The sequence below is a fragment of the Pseudomonas sp. GL-R-26 genome, from assembly GCF_019947365.1.
GTDB lineage: Bacteria > Pseudomonadota > Gammaproteobacteria > Pseudomonadales > Pseudomonadaceae > Aquipseudomonas.
Genome location: NZ_JAGYGI010000024.1, coordinates 1 through 19,743 on the forward strand (window position 1 = coordinate 1; position 19,743 = coordinate 19,743).

Annotated in this window: 20 protein-coding genes; 10 read left to right on the forward strand and 10 right to left on the reverse strand. The window is 59.6% G+C overall.

The window, feature by feature from the left end; translation table 11 throughout:
- Positions 1-90 precede the first annotated feature (90 nt).
- Together KGA96_RS22060 and KGA96_RS22065 are read left to right on the forward strand one after the other, a co-directional pair.
- Positions 91-1,203: a glycosyltransferase family 4 protein gene (locus KGA96_RS22060; RefSeq protein WP_046042190.1), complete on the forward strand. Its 1,113-nt coding sequence runs from the start codon at positions 91-93 to the stop codon at positions 1,201-1,203.
- Entirely contained in the window at positions 1,196-1,972 is a 777-nt protein-coding gene (locus KGA96_RS22065) for a DUF2334 domain-containing protein (RefSeq protein ID WP_223514966.1), read from the forward strand. Before KGA96_RS22060 ends, KGA96_RS22065 begins: the two co-directional genes overlap by 8 nt.
- Positions 1,973-2,022: 50 nt before the next feature.
- Here KGA96_RS22065 and KGA96_RS22070 read toward each other — a convergent pair whose 3' ends face one another.
- Positions 2,023-2,199, reverse strand: coding sequence for a hypothetical protein (locus KGA96_RS22070; RefSeq protein ID WP_185754818.1), 177 nt, complete (start codon positions 2,197-2,199; stop codon positions 2,023-2,025).
- Positions 2,200-2,285: 86 nt separating this feature from the next.
- Positions 2,286-3,134, reverse strand: coding sequence for a formyltetrahydrofolate deformylase (purU, locus tag KGA96_RS22075; protein WP_046042188.1), 849 nt, complete (start codon positions 3,132-3,134; stop codon positions 2,286-2,288).
- 336 nt (positions 3,135-3,470) lie between these two features.
- On the opposite strand from purU, the gene mvaT reads away from it, so the two are divergent.
- The gene (gene mvaT / locus KGA96_RS22080) at positions 3,471-3,848 is read left to right on the forward strand and encodes a histone-like nucleoid-structuring protein MvaT (RefSeq protein ID WP_007933316.1); all 378 of its coding nucleotides are present in this window, start codon (positions 3,471-3,473) and stop codon (positions 3,846-3,848) included.
- A 100-nt stretch (positions 3,849-3,948) separates the two neighbouring features.
- Here mvaT and sbcB read toward each other — a convergent pair whose 3' ends face one another.
- Positions 3,949-5,379, reverse strand: coding sequence for an exodeoxyribonuclease I (gene sbcB / locus KGA96_RS22085; protein WP_223464872.1), 1,431 nt, complete (start codon positions 5,377-5,379; stop codon positions 3,949-3,951).
- Positions 5,380-5,566: 187 nt separating this feature from the next.
- On the opposite strand from sbcB, the gene KGA96_RS22090 reads away from it, so the two are divergent.
- The 6 genes from KGA96_RS22090 to KGA96_RS22115 are packed head-to-tail and all read left to right on the forward strand — an operon-like array spanning position 5,567 to position 12,283.
- On the forward strand, positions 5,567-6,292 hold the full coding sequence (locus tag KGA96_RS22090; protein WP_046042185.1) for an RDD family protein: 726 nt from the start codon (positions 5,567-5,569) through the stop codon (positions 6,290-6,292).
- A complete protein-coding gene (locus tag KGA96_RS22095; RefSeq protein WP_223514969.1) occupies positions 6,289-7,266 on the forward strand; it encodes a stage II sporulation protein M in 978 nt (325 codons plus the stop codon). The genes KGA96_RS22090 and KGA96_RS22095 overlap by 4 nt, the downstream gene beginning before the upstream one ends.
- The gene (locus tag KGA96_RS22100) at positions 7,253-8,797 is read left to right on the forward strand and encodes a DUF4129 domain-containing protein (protein ID WP_223464875.1); all 1,545 of its coding nucleotides are present in this window, start codon (positions 7,253-7,255) and stop codon (positions 8,795-8,797) included. Before KGA96_RS22095 ends, KGA96_RS22100 begins: the two co-directional genes overlap by 14 nt.
- Positions 8,794-9,957: a DUF4350 domain-containing protein gene (locus KGA96_RS22105; protein ID WP_223464876.1), complete on the forward strand. Its 1,164-nt coding sequence runs from the start codon at positions 8,794-8,796 to the stop codon at positions 9,955-9,957. Before KGA96_RS22100 ends, KGA96_RS22105 begins: the two co-directional genes overlap by 4 nt.
- The gene (locus tag KGA96_RS22110; protein ID WP_223464877.1) at positions 9,954-10,955 is read left to right on the forward strand and encodes an AAA family ATPase; all 1,002 of its coding nucleotides are present in this window, start codon (positions 9,954-9,956) and stop codon (positions 10,953-10,955) included. Before KGA96_RS22105 ends, KGA96_RS22110 begins: the two co-directional genes overlap by 4 nt.
- The gene (locus tag KGA96_RS22115; RefSeq protein WP_223514973.1) at positions 10,952-12,283 is read left to right on the forward strand and encodes a DUF58 domain-containing protein; all 1,332 of its coding nucleotides are present in this window, start codon (positions 10,952-10,954) and stop codon (positions 12,281-12,283) included. The genes KGA96_RS22110 and KGA96_RS22115 overlap by 4 nt, the downstream gene beginning before the upstream one ends.
- A gap of 333 nt (positions 12,284-12,616) precedes the next feature.
- On the opposite strand, the gene KGA96_RS22120 is transcribed toward KGA96_RS22115, so the two are convergent.
- The 3 genes from KGA96_RS22120 to KGA96_RS22130 form a co-directional block, all read right to left on the reverse strand.
- On the reverse strand, positions 12,617-13,078 hold the full coding sequence (locus KGA96_RS22120) for a hypothetical protein (protein ID WP_223464879.1): 462 nt from the start codon (positions 13,076-13,078) through the stop codon (positions 12,617-12,619).
- Between the two features lie 340 nt (positions 13,079-13,418).
- A complete protein-coding gene (locus KGA96_RS22125; protein ID WP_223464880.1) occupies positions 13,419-13,778 on the reverse strand; it encodes a PilZ domain-containing protein in 360 nt (119 codons plus the stop codon).
- A gap of 234 nt (positions 13,779-14,012) precedes the next feature.
- The gene (locus KGA96_RS22130; RefSeq protein ID WP_046042176.1) at positions 14,013-14,396 is read right to left on the reverse strand and encodes a tetratricopeptide repeat protein; all 384 of its coding nucleotides are present in this window, start codon (positions 14,394-14,396) and stop codon (positions 14,013-14,015) included.
- Between the two features lie 173 nt (positions 14,397-14,569).
- Here KGA96_RS22130 and pyk point away from each other — a divergent pair, with 173 nt between their 5' ends.
- Positions 14,570-16,021, forward strand: a complete 1,452-nt coding sequence (pyk, locus tag KGA96_RS22135) for a pyruvate kinase (protein WP_046042175.1) — start codon at positions 14,570-14,572, stop codon at positions 16,019-16,021.
- Positions 16,022-16,077: 56 nt separating this feature from the next.
- Here pyk and KGA96_RS22140 read toward each other — a convergent pair whose 3' ends face one another.
- From KGA96_RS22140 to KGA96_RS22155, 4 genes are all read right to left on the reverse strand, one after another.
- The gene (locus tag KGA96_RS22140) at positions 16,078-16,356 is read right to left on the reverse strand and encodes a hypothetical protein (RefSeq protein WP_155292762.1); all 279 of its coding nucleotides are present in this window, start codon (positions 16,354-16,356) and stop codon (positions 16,078-16,080) included.
- A 274-nt stretch (positions 16,357-16,630) separates the two neighbouring features.
- Entirely contained in the window at positions 16,631-17,380 is a 750-nt protein-coding gene (locus KGA96_RS22145) for an enoyl-CoA hydratase-related protein (RefSeq protein WP_046042174.1), read from the reverse strand.
- 29 nt (positions 17,381-17,409) lie between these two features.
- A complete protein-coding gene (locus tag KGA96_RS22150) occupies positions 17,410-18,345 on the reverse strand; it encodes an iron-sulfur-binding ferredoxin reductase (protein ID WP_046042173.1) in 936 nt (311 codons plus the stop codon).
- Positions 18,338-19,444, reverse strand: coding sequence for a GGDEF domain-containing protein (locus tag KGA96_RS22155; protein WP_046042172.1), 1,107 nt, complete (start codon positions 19,442-19,444; stop codon positions 18,338-18,340). Before KGA96_RS22155 ends, KGA96_RS22150 begins: the two co-directional genes overlap by 8 nt.
- Between the last annotated feature and the right edge of the window lie 299 nt (positions 19,445-19,743).

The following is a 19,743-nucleotide window of genomic DNA, read 5'->3' on the forward strand; positions in this document are numbered from 1 at the left end:
CTGACGCCCCCACCCGCACAACCCCCAACCGAACATCTATCCTTCATATAGGTCAACCAAAGGAGTACCGGGACCGGAGGATCGTTCATCGTGCATATCGCGGACATCACCATGTTCTACGCCCCTGCCAGCGGTGGCGTGCGCACTTATCTGGATGCGAAGCACCGTCGCCTGGGCATCAAGCCGGGCATTCGCCATAGTTTGCTGATCCCCGGATCGTCCTTGAGCGAGCAGGATGGCATCTTCACTGTTCCCGCCCCTGCCCTGCCCTTCGGCAAGGGCTATCGCTTTCCTCTGCGTCTGGCGCCCTGGCGCAATGTCCTGAAAGACTTGCAACCCGATCTGATCGAAGTCGGCGACCCCTATCTCACCGCCTGGGCGGCGCTGGATGCACGGCGGCAACTCGATGTACCGGTCATCGGCTTTTATCACTCGGACCTGCCGCTACTGGTCAGCAACCGCATGGGCCATTGGGTGACCAACAATGTCGAGGCCTATGTCAGCAAGCTCTATGGCAACTTCGACCGGGTCCTGGCGCCCAGTCGGATCATGGCCGACAAACTTACCGGACTTGGGGTCAGGAATGTCTTCGTGCAGCCGTTGGGCGTCGACCTGCAAACTTTCAATCCCGATGCCAGAGACCCCGGGCTGCGGGCCGAACTGGGCCTGGACGAAAACGCCCGCCTCTTGATCTTCGCCGGGCGCGGTTCCAAGGAAAAAAACCTGCCGGTGTTGCTCGACTGCATGAAACGCCTGGGCCGACGCTATCACCTGCTGCTGGTTGGCTCGTCGATGCCCACGGCCGTGCCGTCCAACGTGACAGTGATCGACGAATTCTGCCCGGCCGTACAAGTTGCCCGCCTGATGGCCAGCGCCGACGCATTGCTCCACGCTGGCGATCAGGAAACCTTCGGCCTGGTGTTACTCGAAGCCATGGCCAGCGGTATACCGGTGGTGGCCGTGGCGGCCGGGGCCTTCGAGGAAATCGTCACCAATGACTGTGGCGTGCTCTGCGCACCAAACAACCCCGCCGCAATGGCCACTGCCGTTCGAGAGCTGTTCGGTTCGGGCAGCGTAGCGCTGGGCCGACAAGCGCGATTACATGTCGAAAGGCATTACGCCTGGGATACGGTGGTCAACAGCCTGCTGCAGCACTATCACGCCGTGCTCGGCAGCCAATGGCCGCTGACAGCCAATGGTTGAGACCATGAACAGTCCCGCTTTACTTCTGGTACTGCACGACGTGGCACCACCCACCTGGGCCGATTACCAGCCGTTCGTCAAAGCCGTCGACGCCTTGGGTAGCGTGCCGATCACCTGGCTGGTGATCCCGGATTTGCACAAACACAACAATCTGGACGCCCATCCGCAATTTTGCCGCCAGCTCAGTGCCAGGGTCGCCTTGGGCGACGAACTGGCACTGCATGGCTATTTCCATTGCGATGACGGGCCGATGACCCGCAATCCCCGCGACTGGTTCATGCGTCGGGTCTACACCCACGAAGGCGAGTTTTACTGTTTGTCGCAGGAAGCCGCCCTCGCCCGCCTGCGTTCGGGCATCGAGATGTTCCACCGCCATGACTGGCCGCTGGAGGGGTTCGTCGCCCCGGCCTGGCTGATGAGCCAAGGCACTCGCCAGGCACTGCGCCAATTGCCGTTGAGTTACACCAGCGACTCGCGACATTTGTACCGGCTACCGGATTTCATCGCGATCGAGGCGCCGGGGCTGGTCTGGAGCGCGCGCAGTGCCTTGCGCCGGGGCGTATCGAAGCTCGTCAGCGACTGGCGGGAACAGCGCTGGCAGCACGCCCCGGTGATTCGCCTGGGCCTGCACCCGGTGGACATGCGCCATGAGTTCTCACGCCGATACTGGCTGCAAACCCTTGAGCGCCTGCTCGACAACGGACGAGTGCCAATGACCAAGGCCCACTGGCTGGCGCTGCAAAACGACCGTATGAGCCGTGCCGCATGACTCGCGGACTGCTGTTGCTCGTCGGTCGCTGCTGATGAGGTTGATGAAACTCAGGCAGGCTCAGGTTTGTCCTCGGGCTCTTGCTGCAACTGTTCCCACAATTGCGCGGCGTCAGGAAACTCAGTACCGGTTTCAGGCCCCATGTCATCCGGGTCGTAGCGGCTCAGGCAACCCTCGCCCAGCGTGGCGGGAGCCTTGGCGGTGGCTTTGTCCAGTGGATCGGCCATGGTCATGTCCTCGGTGCAGAAACGGCGAAGGGCCTGAAGCGATTGAACGCCCAGGCCCTTCGAATTTCAACTGTGCCGCAGGTCTGTCAGAAGACGACGGTCTTGTTGCCGTGCACCAGCACGCGGTCTTCCAGGTGATAACGCAAGCCACGGGCCAGCACCATTTTCTCGACATCACGGCCGAAACGCACCATGTCTTCGATGCTGTCGCTGTGGCTGACGCGCACCACGTCCTGCTCGATGATCGGGCCGGCATCCAGCTCTTCGGTCACATAGTGGCAAGTCGCGCCAATCAGCTTCACGCCACGCAGGGAGGCCTGGTGGTACGGCTTGGCGCCGACGAACGACGGCAGGAAGCTGTGGTGAATGTTGATGACCTTGTGCGCGTATTCGCTGCACAACTCGGGCGGCAGGATCTGCATGTAGCGGGCAAGCACCACCACTTCGGCGTCGTGCTGTTTGACCAGGCGCGAAACCTCGGAGAAGGCTGGCTGCTTGTCCTGCGGATTGACCGGGACGTGGTAGTACGGAATACCGTGCCACTCCACCATGCTGCGCAAGTCATCATGGTTGGAAATCACACAGGAAATTTCGCAGTCCAGTTCATCGCTGTGCCAGCGGTGCAGCAAGTCGGCCAGGCAGTGCGACTCGCGGCTGGCCATCAGGACCACGCGCTTCTTTTGCTCGGTATCGGTGATGCGCCAGTCCATCGAGAACTCTTCAGCGATCGGGGCAAAGGCTTCACGAAACGCTTCGATACCAAATGGTAGGGAGTCGGCACGGATTTCGTGACGCATGAAGAACCAGCCACTGAGATTATCCGAGTGATGGCTCGCTTCAGTGATCCAGCCGTTGTGTGATGCCAGAAAGTTACTGACTTTGGCAACGATGCCAACACGGTCCGGGCAAGAAATCACCAGACGAAAAGTGCGCATGAGGGGGAAACTCCAGAACTTCGCAAAGGCCGTCATTCTAGCGATTGCGCAGCAAAACTGCAGTATTGTTGACGCTTCACCCTGCCGGAAGGTCAGGGCGGCAGGGCGGACACCAGCAGTGCCTGCTTGCACAGATGCTCTTGCGCTACCGGCCAATTGTTAATTTATGTATATCTGACAGACCGGGACCACACTAATAACTGCACTACCAATGCGCGCCAAAACCCCGGCCATTAAATTAAATAAACTTGCCTTAAATGTTTACTTGATGAAACACCGTGACTATTATTGCCGCACTGTCACCTGCCATCCAGCGTACAACATAAGGTAGTCACCATGTCCTTGATCAACGAATATCGCGCCACCGAAGAAGCTATCAAAGAGCTGCAAGCCCGTTTGAAGAACCTGTCCCAAGACGACAAACTGCAAACCGAGCTGGAATTCGAAGGCAAACTGCGCACCCTGATGGGCGAATACTCCAAGTCCCTGCGTGACATCATCGCGCTGCTGGATCCAGAATCCAAAACCAAGGCACCACGCGGCGGTGCAGTGAAAACTACCGGCACCAAGCGTGCTCGCAAAGTTAAACAATACAAAAACCCGCACAACGGTGAAGTCATCGAAACCAAAGGTGGCAACCACAAGACTCTGAAAGAGTGGAAAGCCAAGTGGGGCGGTGACGTGGTGGAAGGCTGGGCTACCCTGCTGGGCTAAGCCTCAGAGCTTGTCGCAGATGGATCCGTGACAAAAAATAACGCCAGCAAATGCTGGCGTTTTTTTTATGCGCGGCATTTAAGCCCTGGCATGTTCGATTTCAAAGACGCAAACGCTGGCGCAGTCCCTGGACATAATCCTGCCACTCACTGAGCACCCCCTGCTGAAACGCAGTAGCACTAACGCTCAATTGGGCCGCGGCTTCTACAAAACTTTCAAGGGTATTGGGTGCACCCCATTCAGGGTCTGACAAACGTTTCTGACAGAATATTCGCCAGCGTTCTTGCTCTTCGGAACTCAACGTGTCGGGAAAGTTGCGTGCGCGATATCGAAACAGCAATTCAGGCAAACGTTCGTCATCGAAAGGCCACTGTTCTTGTGCCAATTGCATCGGGTCAACGGTCCTGACTTGTTCACACAATCGCCGATCCCGATCACCGATAAAGCCATCGTATAACTGCTGCTCAGGATCCTCGCTCCGGGAAAAGTCTTCGCGGGCATAAATCGCCAGGATTTTATCCTGCCAAACTTTCCGAGCGTCTTTGAGCTGCGACACCCTCTGCTGATACAGCGCCATATCCAGCCCCAGACGCTGCTGATCTTCCTGGCGAAGTACCGACAACGGTGCCACTACCGGGCACTTGTTGATGTGAATCAGCTTCAACGGTACCGGCAACTCGCCTTCGGCCAGTTCGTCGCGGCGGGTATACAAGCGCTGGCGCAAACTTTCGGCATCCAGGTCGAGCAGGCCCTGGGGATCGAGGTGCAGGTCACAGACAATCAGGGCGTTCTTGTTGCGTGGATGCCAGGCCAGCGGCAACACCACCCCCACATAGTTGCGCGCGGCCGAGAAACGCCCGGAAACATGTACCAACGGTTGCAGCAGGCGAATCTGGTCCATGACTTTCTGTTTGCTGCGCAGTTGAAACAGCCAGTCGTACAACTTCGGTTGTTTTTCCCGTATCAGGCGCGCCAGGGCGATCGTTGCGCGAACGTCCGACAGCGCTTCGTGGGCATTGCCATGATCGATGCCATTGGCAGCGGTCAGGCATTCGAGCTTGAGCGTGACCCGCCCCTCGTCATCGGTCGGCCAGACCAGGCCATCGGGGCGCAAGGCATAGGCGGCGCGCACCACATCGATCAGGTCCCAGCGGCTGTTGCCGCCCTGCCACTCCCGCGCATAGGGGTCGAAAAAGTTTCGGTACAGGCTGTAGCGGGTCATCTCGTCATCGAAACGCAAGGTGTTATACCCCGCGCCACAGGTACCGGGCGCCGCGAGTTGGGCATGCACCCGGGTCATGAAATCGGCTTCGCTCAAGCCTAGCGCCTGCAGTTGCCCGGGGGTGATCCCTGTGATCGTGCAGGCAGCCGGATGCGGCAGGATGTCATCACTGGGCTGGCAGTAAAGATTGACCGGCTCGTCGATTTCATTGAGATCGAAGTCAGTGCGCAGGCCGGCCATTTGCAACGGACGATCGCAACGGGGGTTGATGCCAGTGGTTTCGTAGTCGTACCAGAAGATGGAGGTCACGGGCGATTCCTGAACTGAAGATCGGCAAAGTCTAGGCGTTCACCTCCCGCCCCGGCCAGTAGTCTTGTCATTCAAGCACCTTGCGCGACTCACCATGCAATACATAGTTATGTCGTTTCCCCCCGCATAGGCTGCTAGCATCGAATGGATACACAATCCCGATCCAGGCCACATCGTCAGGTTGCCCATGCTCGAGACCACAGCACTGCCAGGGAATGCACCGCTGTCACCGCCGCTGGATACGCGGTACCAGGTCGAAACGCCGGAGGGCGTCGATCTGCCACTGCGCCCGGCCGGGTTGATGGTCCGTGCGCTGGCATTCTCCATCGATCTTGGTTTACGCGGCCTGGTCCTGGGCGTGCTGTTCATTGTGCTGGCGATGCTCGGCAAACTGGGAGCCGGGCTCGGCTCGATCCTGCTTTTCGTGGTGAGCTGGTGGTACATGGTGCTGTTCGAGGTGCTGAACCACGGCCGCTCGCCGGGCAAGCAATGGATGGGCTTGCGGGTGGTGCACGACGATGGCACTCCGGTCGGCTGGTCCGCGTCACTGCTGCGCAACCTGCTGCGCGTTGTCGACCTGCTGCCTTTCGGTTACTTCCTAGGGGCCATCAGTTGCCTGCAACATCCACACTTCAAGCGCCTCGGCGATATCGCCGCCGGGACCCTGGTGATCTACCGCGAACGACCGCACACCCGCCCCCAGCTCCCTGAAGCCCGGCCCCGCCGCCCGGCCTTTGTCCTGACACTCACCGAGCAACGGGCCATCCTCGGGTTTGCCGAGCGCCAAGGTGAACTCTCCGAAGCGCGGGTCAATGAACTGGCTTCCATTCTCGCCCAACCCTTGCAAGTCCAGCCCCCGCAGGCGGTGACCGAGATCAACGGCATCGCCCGCGGCTTGTTGGGGCCGACATGAAGCAAAGCCTTTTTGAAAGCCGGCACAAGGCCGAATGGGACCATTTCGCCCACCTGCTCGAACAGTTGGAGCGGGACGCCAAGGCCACCGACGCCGGCAGTTTCCCGAAGGACTACCGACGCCTTTGCCAACATCTGGCACTGGCACAGGAGCGTGGCTACAGCAGTTTTCTGATCGACACCTTGCAGCAACAAGTGCTGCGCGGACACCAACAGCTTTACCGTCATCGCAGCCGTTTGGGGGCCAATGTGCTGGCGTTCATCCTGGCTGACTTTCCACGACTGGTGCGCGAACAGTGGCGTTTTGTCCTCGCCGCCAGCCTGATGTTCTTTGGCAGCCTGGCCGGTTTCGCGCTGCTGGTTTACCTGTACCCGGAGCTGATCTACAACCTGATCCCCGCCGAGCAGGTCAGCGAGATGCAAAGCATGTACGACCCCGTTGCCGGTCACCTCGGGCGCACGACGGAACGGGCCGCCAGTGAGGACTGGGCGATGTTCGGCTACTACATCATGCACAACATCGGCATTGCCTTTCAGACCTTCGCCAGCGGTTTGCTGTTTGGGTTGGGCACTGTGTTTTTCCTGATTTTCAACGGCCTGATGATCGGGGCGGTGGCCGGGCACCTGACCTACGTCGGCTACGGGCAAACCTTTTGGTCATTCGTGATCGGCCATGGCGCTTTCGAACTCAGCGCCATCGCCCTGGCCGGAGCCGCCGGTCTGAAGCTGGGCTGGGCCTTGGTCGCCCCGGGGCGCCTGCCACGGGCCGAGGCCTTGCGATTGGCGGCGCGCAAGAGCGTACTGCTGATTTGCGGGGTCATGCTGTTTCTGTTGATTGCGGCGTTTATCGAAGCCTATTGGTCGTCAATGACCGGCCCTTCGCACCAGACCAAATATCTGGTCGGCGCTGCGCTCTGGCTGCTGGTGGTGGTTTATCTCGTGTTCGCCGGACGTCGCCGCCATGCGCCTGAGTGACGCCACGGTGGTGATTCGCCCGCGTTCGACCTGGGAAGCCATGGACCTCGGGGTGCTCCTGAGCCAACGCCATCGACGTTTGTTGATGACCAGTTGGGCCTTGGTCACCTTGCCGGTTTTCGCGCTGCTCAGTTGGATCCTCTGGGATTCGCCTTCACTCGCCGTGTTCATTTTCTGGTGGCTGAAGCCGGCGTTCGAACGCCTGCCCTTATACATCCTGTCCCAGGCCATGTTCGGTGAAACGCCCACGCTCAAGCAGGCGCTGCACCAATGGCCACGCCGGCTCAAACCACAATTACTGGCCAGCCTGACCTGGCGACGCCTGAGTTTGCCCCGCAGTTTCCTGATGCCAGTGGTGCAACTCGAAGGACTCAACGGGCAGCAACGGCAACAGCGCCTACAGGTGCTGTTGCAGCGAGAAGCCGGCGCCGCACGCTGGCTGACGATCATCGGCGCACACCTGGAAGGCACGTTGTGGATCGGCTTGATGGTGTTGTTCTATCTGCTGCTGCCACAACAGGTCGCGCTCGACTGGAGCTGGCAGTCGCTGATCTCGGCGGCCACCCAGGACTGGCGTTGGCTGGAACACCTGACCAACGCCTTTTATGCACTGGTGCTGGTGGTCTGGGAACCGATCTATGTCGCCTGCGGTTTCAGTCTTTACCTGAACCGGCGCACCGTACTGGAGGCCTGGGATATCGAACTGGTGTTCCGCCGAATGCGCCAACGCCTCGTCAGTGCAGGCGCAGTTTTGTTGATGGCCGCGATTATGCTAGTGCCGACCACCCACAGCGCGTGGGCCGCCGAACCGGCCATTTCACCCGACAGCCCGCGCCTACTGAGCCAACCCCTGACCAGCCAGGCCTCCAGGGACAGCATCAAGTCGATCCTTGACCAGCCGCCCTTCAAGAACCGGGAAACGGTGACACGCTACCGCTTTGGCGAAGAGCAACCGAGTGCTGAAGCCGTGGACGATGGCAAGACGCCGCAATGGTTGAAGGCCCTGCTGAAACTGTTTGAGGGGCAAGGCTTCGGGGCATTGGCGACCCTGATTGAAATCGTGCTGTGGGGCATCGTCATTGGCGCCATCGGCCTGTTGATCTGGCGCTATCGCGACTGGTTGCAGGCGTTCGTCAGCCGCCGACCGATCCCCGTCAACAAAGCCACGGGACCGTTACCGCAGCAGGCGTTCGGCCTGGATCTCAAGCCCGAGTCCCTGCCCGCCGACATCGCCGCCCACGCCGAAAGCCTCTGGCAGGCCCACCCGCGCGAAGCGCTCGGCTTGCTTTATCGCGCCCTGCTCAGCCGTCTGTTGCACGACTTCAACATCGCGCTCAAGTCCGCCGACACCGAGGGCCAGGTGCTTCAGCGTGTCGAGCTACTGCAGCAGCCGGCCTTGCTGGCCTATAGCCAAAACCTGACCGGGCACTGGCAAAACATGGCCTACGGGCATCGCCTGCCGCCCGCTCAGGTGCAGCAGGAACTGTGTAACGGTTGGCGTGTTCTGTTCGGCCCGGAGGCTGTCCGTTGAGTCGGCGCTGGGGCTCGATAGCCGGTGCGTTGGTTGCCGTGTTGCTGGCTGCTCTGTGCGTTTCTCTGTACCTCAAGGCGACCCCCTACCAGACCGAAATCGACCACGGTCCCTCCCCCGAAGCCAATGCCAACCCTTATCTGGCGGCGGAGTTGTTCCTGCACAAGCAGGGCCTGAACGTCGGCCACGCCAACGGCCTCGATATCCTGCCCAGCCTCGACCCGCGTCAACACAGCCTGCTGTTGCTCGGGGAACGCGGCAACATGACCCCACGGCAGATCGACCAGCTGATGAACTGGACTCGGGCCGGCGGGCGGCTTCTGTTCGTCGCCGAGTCGCTGTGGGATGAAAAACTCGGCCATAGCAATGACCTTCTGCTCGACCGGGTGGAACTGCACCAGTCCCTGAGCAAAGACCTCAAGGACCCACCGCCGGGTGTCGGTGAAGATCCGTACCCGCTACTGACCAAGCTCTATCTGGAGGACGAGGACGCCCCGGCCTATGCCGGTTTCGATACCGCGTTCCATCTCGAAGACCCGAAAAACCTCGCCCTGGCCTGGGCCAACAGCGCCAGGGCCACCCACATGATGCAACTCGACCACGGGCTCGGTTCGATCATCGTGGTCACCGATGCCGACCTGTGGAAAACCCCGGCCATCGACCGATACGACAACGCCTGGCTACTCTGGTACCTGACCGCCGACACCCGCGTGACCCTGATATTCAACATCGGTCACGACAGCCTGCTGACCTTGTTGCTGCGTTACTTCCCCCAAGCGCTGGTCGCGCTATTCGCCTTGATCGGCCTGGGTTTCTGGCACTTTGGCGTGCGTCAGGGGCCACTGCTGGAACCGGCGCCGAAAGCGCGCCGGCAATTGCAGGAGCACCTGCGTGCCAGTGCCGACTTCCTGTTGCGCCGCAACGGTCAGGCCGGCCTGCTGCAAGCCTTGCAGCAAGACATCCTGCGGCGCGTGCGGCGCCGCCATCCCGGTTTTGAACAACTCGGCGTTGCCGAACAATGGCTGGTGCTCGCGCGCCTGACCGGCCAACCCACACGCGCCATCAGCCAGGCCATGAGCCCGCGACCGAAACAACGGCTTTCCAGCGTTGAATTCAGCCGTCAGGTCGCCCACCTGCAATCCTTGAGGAACGCCCTATGAGTCAACCGATCGAGCCCGACGCACCGAGCCACGCAGCTCAACAGCGTCAGCGTGCCGGCCATCTGGCCCAGGCCGTACGCAAGGAACTGCAAAAAGCAGTGATTGGCCAGGACAGCGTGATCGACGACGTCCTGACGGCACTGATCGCCGGCGGCCACGTGTTGCTCGAAGGCGTGCCGGGTTTGGGCAAGACCCTGTTGGTACGCGCCCTCGCCCGCTGCTTCGGCGGTGAGTTCGCGCGCATCCAGTTCACCCCTGACCTGATGCCCAGCGACGTCACCGGGCATGCCGTGTATGACTTGCAGACCGAGAAATTCAAACTGCGCAAGGGGCCATTGTTCACCAACCTGCTGCTGGCGGACGAGATCAATCGTGCTCCGGCGAAAACCCAGGCCGCGCTGCTCGAAGCCATGCAGGAACGGCAAGTCACCCTCGAAGGCCAGCCATTGCCGATTGCGCAACCGTTCATGGTGCTCGCCACGCAAAACCCGATCGAACAGGAAGGCACGTACCCCTTGCCGGAGGCTGAACTGGACCGTTTCATGCTCAAGGTGCGCATGGATTACCCCGACGCCGGGCAAGAGCTGGACATGGTGCGTCAGGTCAGCCGCTCGACTCGCGCCGACATGCTTGATGTCCAGCCGATGCGCACGTTGTTGCAGGCCAGGGATGTACTGGCCCTGCAACGCATCGCCAGCGACCTGACACTGGACGATCAGGTGCTCGATTACGCCGTGCGCCTGGCCCGCTCCACCCGCAACTGGCCCGGTTTGATCCTCGGTGCCGGCCCACGCGCATCCATCGCATTGGTGCGATGTGCCCGGGCCCGTGCGCTGCTGCGCGGCAGTGAGTTCGTGATTCCGGATGACATCAAGGGTTGCGCCCTGGCTGTGCTGCGCCATCGCGTGCGCATTGCGCCGGAGCTGGACATCGAGGGCCTGGATGTCGATCAGGTGCTCCAGCAGATGCTCGACCAAGTGCCGGCGCCGCGCTTGTGAAACCAACCCGCCTGCTGATGCTCTGGTTGGGTGTACTGCTGGCCATTAGCATCGTGCTGGGCGCGTTGCAGGCTCTGGATGTCGCGTTGCCGGCGTATGTGTCGCGGATCAACTGGGGCTTGCTGCTGGCGCTGCTGGCCCTGGCCCTGCTCGACGCCATCCGCCTCAAACAACGGCCCTCCCCACGCGTTACACGACAGATACCCGGCAGCTTGGCGCTGGGTCGCTGGAGCGAAGTGCGATTGACGGTCGAACTCGACTTCCCACAACCGCTTGACATACAAGTGTTCGACCACGTGCCGTCGGGCCTGTGCTTCGAAAACCTGCCATTGACGATGGCACTGCAACCCGGCCAGCAAAACTTTATTGCTTATCGCCTGCGTCCGCTCAAACGCGGTCATTTCAGCTTCGAGCACTGCGAAGTCAACTTCCCCGGCCCATTGGGCCTGTGGTCCGACAAACGCTTGCTGAATCTGACCGATCACACCCGCGTCTACCCCGACTTCGCCCGCCTCTACGGCGGTCAACTATTGGCTGTGGATAACTGGCTGAGTCAACTCGGCGTGCGCCAGCAACAACGCCGGGGGCTGGGCCTGGAATTCCATCAATTGCGCGAATTTCGCGAGGGCGACAGCCTGCGCCAGATCGACTGGAAAGCCACCGCTCGACAACGCACACCGATTGCCCGGGAGTATCAGGACGAACGCGACCAACAAATCATTTTCATGCTCGACTGCGGCCGCCGCATGCGCAGCCACGACGGTGAGTTGGCGCATTTCGAACACGCGCTCAATGCTTGCCTGTTACTAAGTTACGTCGCGTTACGCGAGGGCGACGCGGTCGGCCTATGCACGTTCGCCAGTGAACGACCGCGCTACCTCGCCCCTGTCAAAGGCACCGGGCAGCTCAATGTCCTACTCAACACGGTCTATGACCTGAACAGCAGCCAATACCGCGCCGACTATCAAGCCGCCATCACTCAATTGCTCGCCCGGCAGAAACGCCGGGCGCTGGTGGTTCTGATGACCAACCTGCGCGATGAGGATGATGATGAACTGCTCACGGCTGTCCAACGCCTGAACCAACAGCATCGGGTGCTGGTCGCCAGCCTGCGCGAACACGTGCTCGACAATTTGCGGGAAACACCGGTGCAAACCTTGCCCGAGGCACTGGACTATTGCGGCACAGTGAGTTATTTGAATGCTCGGGCCGAACTTCATGAGCGGTTAAGCGCTCATGGGGTATCGGTACTGGACGCCCTGCCCCGTGAATTGGGCATGGATATGTTGACGCGCTATCTAAGCTGGAAAAAAAACGGAACGCTATGAGCGTTTTCAAGCTTTAACCTACGACACTAAATCCGTTAAAAATAACACCCACGGTCATTCGATCACAATCGACAATATTAGTTAATCACATTATGCATCTGATCATCCACGCAATACTCCTTTCCATCTAACGACCACATGGACCAGACATTAAAAAAACTGATGGCAGCACATTTCACATAGGCATACGCACAGCCTACACGATTAAGGATACAATTTGTATATGCCGCCATCCACTACAGAGTTATGATCAGTTGTCTCTTATATTTCTGAACAACTGAAACCCTCTAAAACCTCAAAAAGCACTAATCGGAAAAATGGTACCGACTCACTTCACCCCCGCGGAATTATTTCCCTCCACGGCCCCCAGTGGTCTGTCTCACTGGTATCATTGTTAGTTCCATCATACTGAACCCCAACTCTGAAACTCGCGCCGTTCGCCGCTGAAAAGTTGACGCTAGCCTCTGCATTATATGGATGCCGCTGCGTGTCCTGCTGCATTGTATCGGGGGAGTTCACACGTTGAGAATCAAGGCTTCTGAGCTCAAAATTTATATTTGCCCTTTTCCAGTTCGTCCCAGTCGGCCTAGTAGTCAACATATAATCCACAGTCCTCAACAACACTCGAGAACCACTCAATTTAAATTGATAGCGAATTTCACCCTTCAACTCAGAAACACGCACATGCTGATGGTGATAAGTTAAAACCTCAACGCCATCCCAAAAAACCCCAGGAAGCTTTTCCGTTTCCGAGGTTCCTGGTTTTTTCGCCACAACTTCTTTTTCGCCACTCATTTCACTATCTCCTAAAAAATATCAAATGAAAGACTGCGCACGAAACATAGCTCACTGAGACAATGAAAAACCACTGTCAAAAATGACAGTAATTAATATTAAAACGGCATAAAACAGAACGTTGTAATACCCAGATTTCGAATCTATCGAATGTAACTGGACGAAAGGTCACGACGTCAGGCAATGCTGATCTTGCATCGGGAGTTCTTGCAGGTGGGCAATCGCTAGCGAGTGCTAGCTACGATTGTAAAAATCAAGGGATCAAAAAGTCGCAAGCTGCAGCAACTCTTAGAGGAAACCTGAATTCCCGGAATTGCTGCAGATAGCGCTCTTTTGTTCTTCAGGCTGAAGCCGGCAACGGCAGAAAGCTGAAGTACTGCTTCAATGCCTCCACCAGTTGCCCATATTCCGGTGGCGCCCGTTGCAGGCTGAATCCGGCGTCGTAATGTCGGGGGGTCGCGTCTTCGTGGCACCACAGGCAATAGGCCTGCAGGTCGATGATCCGCAGGCCACCCTCGCTGGCGGGAATTTTCAGGCGCAGGTTGAAGTCCGCGCCGATCATCATCGGCAACTGGCTGATTAGCATCAGCCCGTCTTCGGAGACATTGCCCAGGTAGCCGATGGGTTTGCCGGTGATGCCGTTGAACACTTTCAGGAAGTACGGCAGTTGATGCCGCTCGATTCGGCGGTCGGTGAACATGTGCAATTTCGCTATGCAAGGCCCTTAAGCAGAGCCGCACTACTGCTTCGGAACGGGTATGCATAAGTCTTGCCCGCTCTCCCCGCTTCCGGTGCGCCAGTCCTTGTAGCGCAGAGTCCTGCTTGTGCCGGTCACAGGTGTTGCCCCGGTTCATCAGAGGCAACGCTCTAAAACCGGTTCACTGGACTATAGCTCACCACCGTAGGGGAGTCAGCGATCAGAGGGTTACGGCCGTCAGAACTGCGTCGGTTTTGCCGCTGCGGCACTGCGCGTCGGGTAGTGGCCCAGGCTCTGCAGGGTTTCGATGCGGGCACGGGAGCGATAGGCATATTCGCTCTGTGGGTAGGACGCCATGATGAACTGATAGGTTTGAACCGCATCGATGTACATCTTCTGCCGCTCCAGGCACAGGCCGCGCATCATCGACACTTCCGGCCACACATATGGCCGCGCGCGGCTGTCGCGTTCGACCTTGGACAGCTCGAGCATCACCTGCTCGCAATTGCCCCGGTCATAGGCACTGTAGGCGTTATTCAAATGGTGGTTCATCGCCCAACGGGTACAACCGGTGACGCTGAGGGCGCTGACGGCAAGGGCGGCAATGAGAACGAAACGCATGGGGAAATCTCCTGTCTTGAACGCTGTATCGACCCATGGTCGGAAATCTTCAGGCTGCCGGGACGCAAAGTTGCAGGGTTCAATAAAGAAAGAAATAAGTAGTGCAAACGAACAATGACTACAACTTCGGAGCATAGTAGCCTCACTCAGCGCTTGAACTCAGGAGTCTTTGCATGTCCGTCCGTCGTACCAAAATCGTCGCCACCCTTGGCCCGGCCAGTAACTCGCCGGAAGTTCTCGAACAGCTGATTCTGGCTGGCCTGGACGTCGCCCGCCTGAACTTCTCCCACGGCACTCCCGACGAGCACAAGGCTCGCGCGAAGCTGGTGCGTGAGCTCGCCGCCAAGCACGGTCGCTTCGTCGCCCTGCTGGGCGACCTGCAAGGCCCGAAAATCCGTATCGCCAAGTTCGCCAACAAGAAGATCGAGCTGAAGATCGGTGATCAATTCACCTTCTCCACCAGTCATCCTCTGACCGAAGGCAACCAGCAAGTGGTCGGCATCGACTACCCGGACCTGGTCAAGGACTGCGGCGTGGGCGACGAGCTGCTGCTCGACGACGGTCGCGTGGTGATGCGCGTCGATACCGCCACGGCCACCGAACTGAACTGCACCGTGACCATCGGCGGCCCGCTGTCCGACCATAAAGGCATCAACCGTCGCGGTGGCGGCCTGACAGCTCCGGCCCTGACTGAAAAAGACAAGGCCGACATCAAGCTCGCCGCGGAAATGGAAGTCGACTACCTCGCGGTCTCCTTCCCGCGTGACGCCGCCGACATGGAATACGCCCGTCAGCTGCGCGACGAAGCCGGCGGTACTGCCTGGTTGGTGGCGAAGATCGAACGAGCCGAAGCCGTGGCCGACGACGAAACCCTCGACGGCCTGATCAAGGCGTCCGACGCGGTGATGGTTGCCCGTGGTGACCTGGGCGTGGAAATCGGCGACGCCGAGCTGGTGGGTATCCAGAAGAAAATCATTCTGCACGCACGCCGCCACAACAAGGCAGTGATCGTCGCGACCCAGATGATGGAGTCGATGATCCAGAACCCGATGCCGACCCGCGCCGAAGTGTCCGACGTAGCCAACGCCGTGCTCGACTACACCGACGCCGTAATGCTCTCGGCTGAAAGTGCTGCTGGCCTGTACCCACTGGAAGCCGTTCAGGCCATGGCGCGTATCTGCGTCGGCGCCGAAAAGCACCCGACCAGCAAGACCTCCAGCCACCGCATCGGCAAGGAATTCGCCCGCTGCGACGAGAGCATTGCCTTGGCGACCATGTACACCGCCAACCACTTCCCGGGCGTGAAGGCGATCATTGCCCTGACCGAAAGTGGCTACACCCCGCTGATCATGTCGCGCATTCGCTCCTCGGTGCCGATCTACGCGTTCACCCCACACCGCGAAGCCCAGGCTCGCGCGGCAATGTTCCGTGGCGTGTACACCATCCCGTTCGACCCGGCTTCGCTGGCGCCGAACGAAGTCAGCCAGAAGGCAATCGACGAGCTGGTCAAGCGCGGCGTAGTACAGAAAGGCGACTGGGTCATCCTGACCAAAGGCGACAGCTACCACACCACCGGCGGCACCAACGGCATGAAGATCCTGCACGTTGGCGACCCGATGGTCTGAGTGACCGGTTGCTGAAAAACAAAAGCCCCGCCATGTGAATGGCGGGGCTTTTTGCTTCAATGATTTGATGCCGTGAAAGTAACATCGGGGGATGGTTTCGATTTGTCATCGTCAGTCACATGCACTGCATGGAAGGTATGCTTTTTCGGCACCAGACTTCGAGCTGGCCGCCCTTTCCACAAACCATCACTACCGATTGTGCACTCAGTCAAACTCGACAATCCGTAAATCATCACTTTGGCACCCGGCGTGCATTTGATTTCGATGTCCGGATCTACAGTAGTTGTAGCTCCATCTCGAGGTTTCAAAATTGTTGGAATTTCTAACTCGCTCATTTGATAACACTCCTTGGCACGTAAAAATTAGCGAGTACAAAACTTAAGTCTTTACCCTTGCTGAGAACTAGCTGATAGAAATGACAGTTCCGACTAACGGTAAACTGGGCTCCTACCGTCGAGTTACATCAATGAATGAGTGACAGAGCGCTGAAAAACAAAAGCCCCGCCATGTGAATGACGGGGCTTTTTGCATTCTGATTTTGAATTTGTACTGGCTGAACTGCCGCCTTCGCGAGCAGGCTCGCGATGGGCCGGCCCAGTCAGCGAAGACTCAGTGTCGTTTGATAAACCCCGTCAACGCCGCCAACGCTTCCGGCGAACGCAGCCGCTGGGTAAACAACGCCCCCTCCTCCTCAATCACCTTGCGCAACAGTTCCCGGTCCGGCGCCTTCATCAATTGCTTGCTGATGCGCACCGCTTCCGGCGGCAGCGACTCGAAGCGCAGCGCCATCTCCCGCGCCTTGGCCAAAGCTTCTTCGCCACTGCCCAGCGCTTCGGACGCAATGCCCCACGCGGCCGCCTGTTCTCCATTGAACCCTTCACCGAGCAGCAACAACTCCGCCGCTTTGGCCTGTCCGAGCAGGCGCGGCAGGATCAGGCTGGAACCAAACTCGGGGCATAGACCAAGGTTGACGAACGGCATGCGCAGGCGTGCGTCGCGGCTAACGTAGACCAGGTCGCAATGCAGCAACATCGTCGTGCCAATGCCCACCGCCGCTCCGGCCACGGCGGCGACCACCGGTTTGCGGCATTCGAGCAGGTTGAGCATGAACTGGAATACCGGGCTGTCGAGGCCGCTCGGCGGTTGCTGGATGAAATCGGCGATGTCGTTGCCGGCGGTGAAGCATTCGGCAGAACCGGTGATCAGCACGGCGTTGATCCCGGGGTCGCTATCGGCCTGTTTCAACGCCTCGGCCAGGTCGCTGTACATGGCGCGGGTCAGGGCGTTTTTCTTGTCCGGGCGATTCAGGCGCAGGGTCAACAGGCCGCGTTCGCGTTCAACTTCGATGGCATCGGTCATGGCAGGTCTCGCGTCTGAAAAGTCAGCGCTCAACCACGGGGCAGGAACACATCGGCCAGCAGTTGATTGCGCGGCAATCCCGCCAGGTACAGGCGCCGGGCAAAGGCGTCGACACTGTCGGGGGCTCCGCAGAGTAAGGCCAGGGTTTGCCGGGAAACAAGCCGCAGTTGCGCCAAAGCCGCTGGCAACTCGGCCGGGGTCCACAATTCGACACTCAGGTTCGGACGGCTGGCGGCCATGGCTTGCAGGGGTTTGGCCAGGTAGTGCTCATCGGCATCATGGGCGAGGTGGATGACGCGGATGGCCCCCTGGTGATCCTGACGCAGCGCTTCGCGCAATACACCAAACAACGGCCCCAACCCGGTGCCGGCCGCCATCAACCACAACGGCCGGGCGTGCCAGTCAGGGTCGTAATGCAAGGCACCGCCGCGCAGTTCGCCGAGACGGATCGGATCGCCAATGCGCAATTGCCTGGCGGCATTGCTGAATTCCCCGGGCTTGCGGCAATCGAGATGAAACTCCAGAAAACGGTCTTCCTGCGGCAGGCTGGCGAGAGAATACGGGCGCGCCACGCTGCCCGCCCACAACACCAGATGCTGGCCGGCGCTGTAGCGCAACGGTCGCTGGGGGATTACCCGCAAGCGCAGTACCGTGGTACTCAGCCAATCGATCGCTGCGACTTCGGCCGGATGGCCATCGGTTTGCGGGTCGAAGGCGTGCACCTGCAAGTCCTCGATCACCTGGCACTGGCACGCCAGCCGCCAGCCCTGTTCACGCTGCTGTGCACTCAGGGCATCGGGGCGGCTGTCGCTCGGTAACCCCCGCACACATTGCACCAGGCACGCATGGCAACTGCCGGCGCGGCAACTGTAAGGCACTGGCACGCCGTTCTGGTTCAGCACGTCGAGCAGATTGCTGCCCGCCGTCACCGACCAGTGGCGCTCACCGACCCGCAGCTCAGGCATCGACGTTCTCCCACGCTGCCGCGCACCGGTTGCGGCCGTCACGCTTGGCGCGATAGAGCGCCTGATCGGCCCGTTGCAGGGCGTCATCGAGGTCGTCGCCCAGTTCCAGCAGGGTCATACCGGCGGACAGGCTGAGGTTACGCACATTCAGACCAATCAGCTCGACATCGGTAAATGCGATCCGCAGCCGTTCGCAGCACGAAGTCAGACTGGCGGCATCACAATCGGGCAGCAGCACCACGAACTCTTCGCCGCCGTAGCGGGCCAGAACATCGCCATCGCGCAGGCACGCGTTGGCAACGCCGGCAAAGGCTTGCAGCACCTGATCGCCGGCGGCATGGCCGTGCAGGTCGTTGATGCGCTTGAAATGGTCGAGGTCAATCAGCGCCAGGCCATGCACGACACCGGCGTCCATGGCGTTCAATTCGCGGGAAGCCAGGCGCAGGAAATGCCGGCGATTGAACAGGCCCGTGAGCTCGTCGGTGGCCACCAGGTCTTCGAGCTGGCGCATCATCCCGCGCAACGTGTCCTGGTGCGCCTGCAAGGCAAAACGCCGCTGGCGCATACGCTGTCGCGAAGCCTGCACATAGCGGGCATACAGCACCAGCCACACCAGCACGATGAACAGCACACAGACCTGCAACACCGCCATGGCCGGGTCAGGCAGCTGGAAGTGGTAGCCCTCCCACAGCGTGATCGCACTGAAACTGAAAAACACCAGCAGCGCGCATCGTACTAAAGACCGGCGTGACAGATGGAACAGGCCGAACAGCAGGATCAGCACGTAAAACACCAGGAACACGCCCCGAGCTTCGTCCAGATGGGCGATCAGCCAGGTTTGCCAGCCCAGCCCCAGCAACACTTGTGCCTCGGTCAGACTGGGGTCGGCGAAGCGCAGGTTGCAGCCACTGTAGAACACCGCGAACAGGATGGCCTGGCTGATCACCACCAGTGCGCTGCCGATGGCGACACTGGAAAGCGGTGCATCGTAGTGACCGGTAAAAAACGCCAGCCACAGCAACAGCAATGCCAGGGCATAGGTGCCGGCCGCGAGGGCGAAACGTTTGAGCAACAGGCGCTGGATGGCGTTATGGGTCAATCGTTGACTCACCAGATGAAAGGAGACTGACAGAGCGTCCTACTCTACAGACCGCATATCACTTTAGTGGCGTGACCGATAAATGACCATTCAATTTTCGGGATCGACGGGCTGAGCCTTGCACGACCCTGTGGCGAGGGGGCTTGTCGGACCGCCGCATCGCCCCGTTGGACTGCGAAGCAGTCCCGGTAACAGACAGGTCGTTGTGTCAGGCGGATTGTTTTCACCGGTTTTGCGGCTGCTTCGCAACCGAACGGGGGCAAGCCCCCTCGCCACAAAAGCCACGCACTCCTCTTGCA

Excerpts from the sequence above, each read along its gene's own strand:
- KGA96_RS22065 (WP_223514966.1), top strand. The coding sequence starts at position 1,196 with ATGGTTGAGACCATGAACAGTCCCGCTTTACTTCTGGTACTGCACGAC.
- KGA96_RS22070 (WP_185754818.1), bottom strand. The coding sequence starts at position 2,199 with ATGGCCGATCCACTGGACAAAGCCACCGCCAAGGCTCCCGCCACGCTG.
- purU (WP_046042188.1), bottom strand. The coding sequence starts at position 3,134 with ATGCGCACTTTTCGTCTGGTGATTTCTTGCCCGGACCGTGTTGGCATC.
- mvaT (WP_007933316.1), top strand. The coding sequence starts at position 3,471 with ATGTCCTTGATCAACGAATATCGCGCCACCGAAGAAGCTATCAAAGAG.
- KGA96_RS22090 (WP_046042185.1), top strand. The coding sequence starts at position 5,567 with ATGCTCGAGACCACAGCACTGCCAGGGAATGCACCGCTGTCACCGCCG.
- KGA96_RS22095 (WP_223514969.1), top strand. The coding sequence starts at position 6,289 with ATGAAGCAAAGCCTTTTTGAAAGCCGGCACAAGGCCGAATGGGACCAT.
- KGA96_RS22100 (WP_223464875.1), top strand. The coding sequence starts at position 7,253 with ATGCGCCTGAGTGACGCCACGGTGGTGATTCGCCCGCGTTCGACCTGG.
- KGA96_RS22110 (WP_223464877.1), top strand. The coding sequence starts at position 9,954 with ATGAGTCAACCGATCGAGCCCGACGCACCGAGCCACGCAGCTCAACAG.
- KGA96_RS22120 (WP_223464879.1), bottom strand. The coding sequence starts at position 13,078 with ATGAGTGGCGAAAAAGAAGTTGTGGCGAAAAAACCAGGAACCTCGGAA.
- KGA96_RS22125 (WP_223464880.1), bottom strand. The coding sequence starts at position 13,778 with ATGTTCACCGACCGCCGAATCGAGCGGCATCAACTGCCGTACTTCCTG.
- KGA96_RS22130 (WP_046042176.1), bottom strand. The coding sequence starts at position 14,396 with ATGCGTTTCGTTCTCATTGCCGCCCTTGCCGTCAGCGCCCTCAGCGTC.
- pyk (WP_046042175.1), top strand. The coding sequence starts at position 14,570 with ATGTCCGTCCGTCGTACCAAAATCGTCGCCACCCTTGGCCCGGCCAGT.
- KGA96_RS22140 (WP_155292762.1), bottom strand. The coding sequence starts at position 16,356 with ATGAGCGAGTTAGAAATTCCAACAATTTTGAAACCTCGAGATGGAGCT.
- KGA96_RS22145 (WP_046042174.1), bottom strand. The coding sequence starts at position 17,380 with ATGACCGATGCCATCGAAGTTGAACGCGAACGCGGCCTGTTGACCCTG.
- KGA96_RS22150 (WP_046042173.1), bottom strand. The coding sequence starts at position 18,345 with ATGCCTGAGCTGCGGGTCGGTGAGCGCCACTGGTCGGTGACGGCGGGC.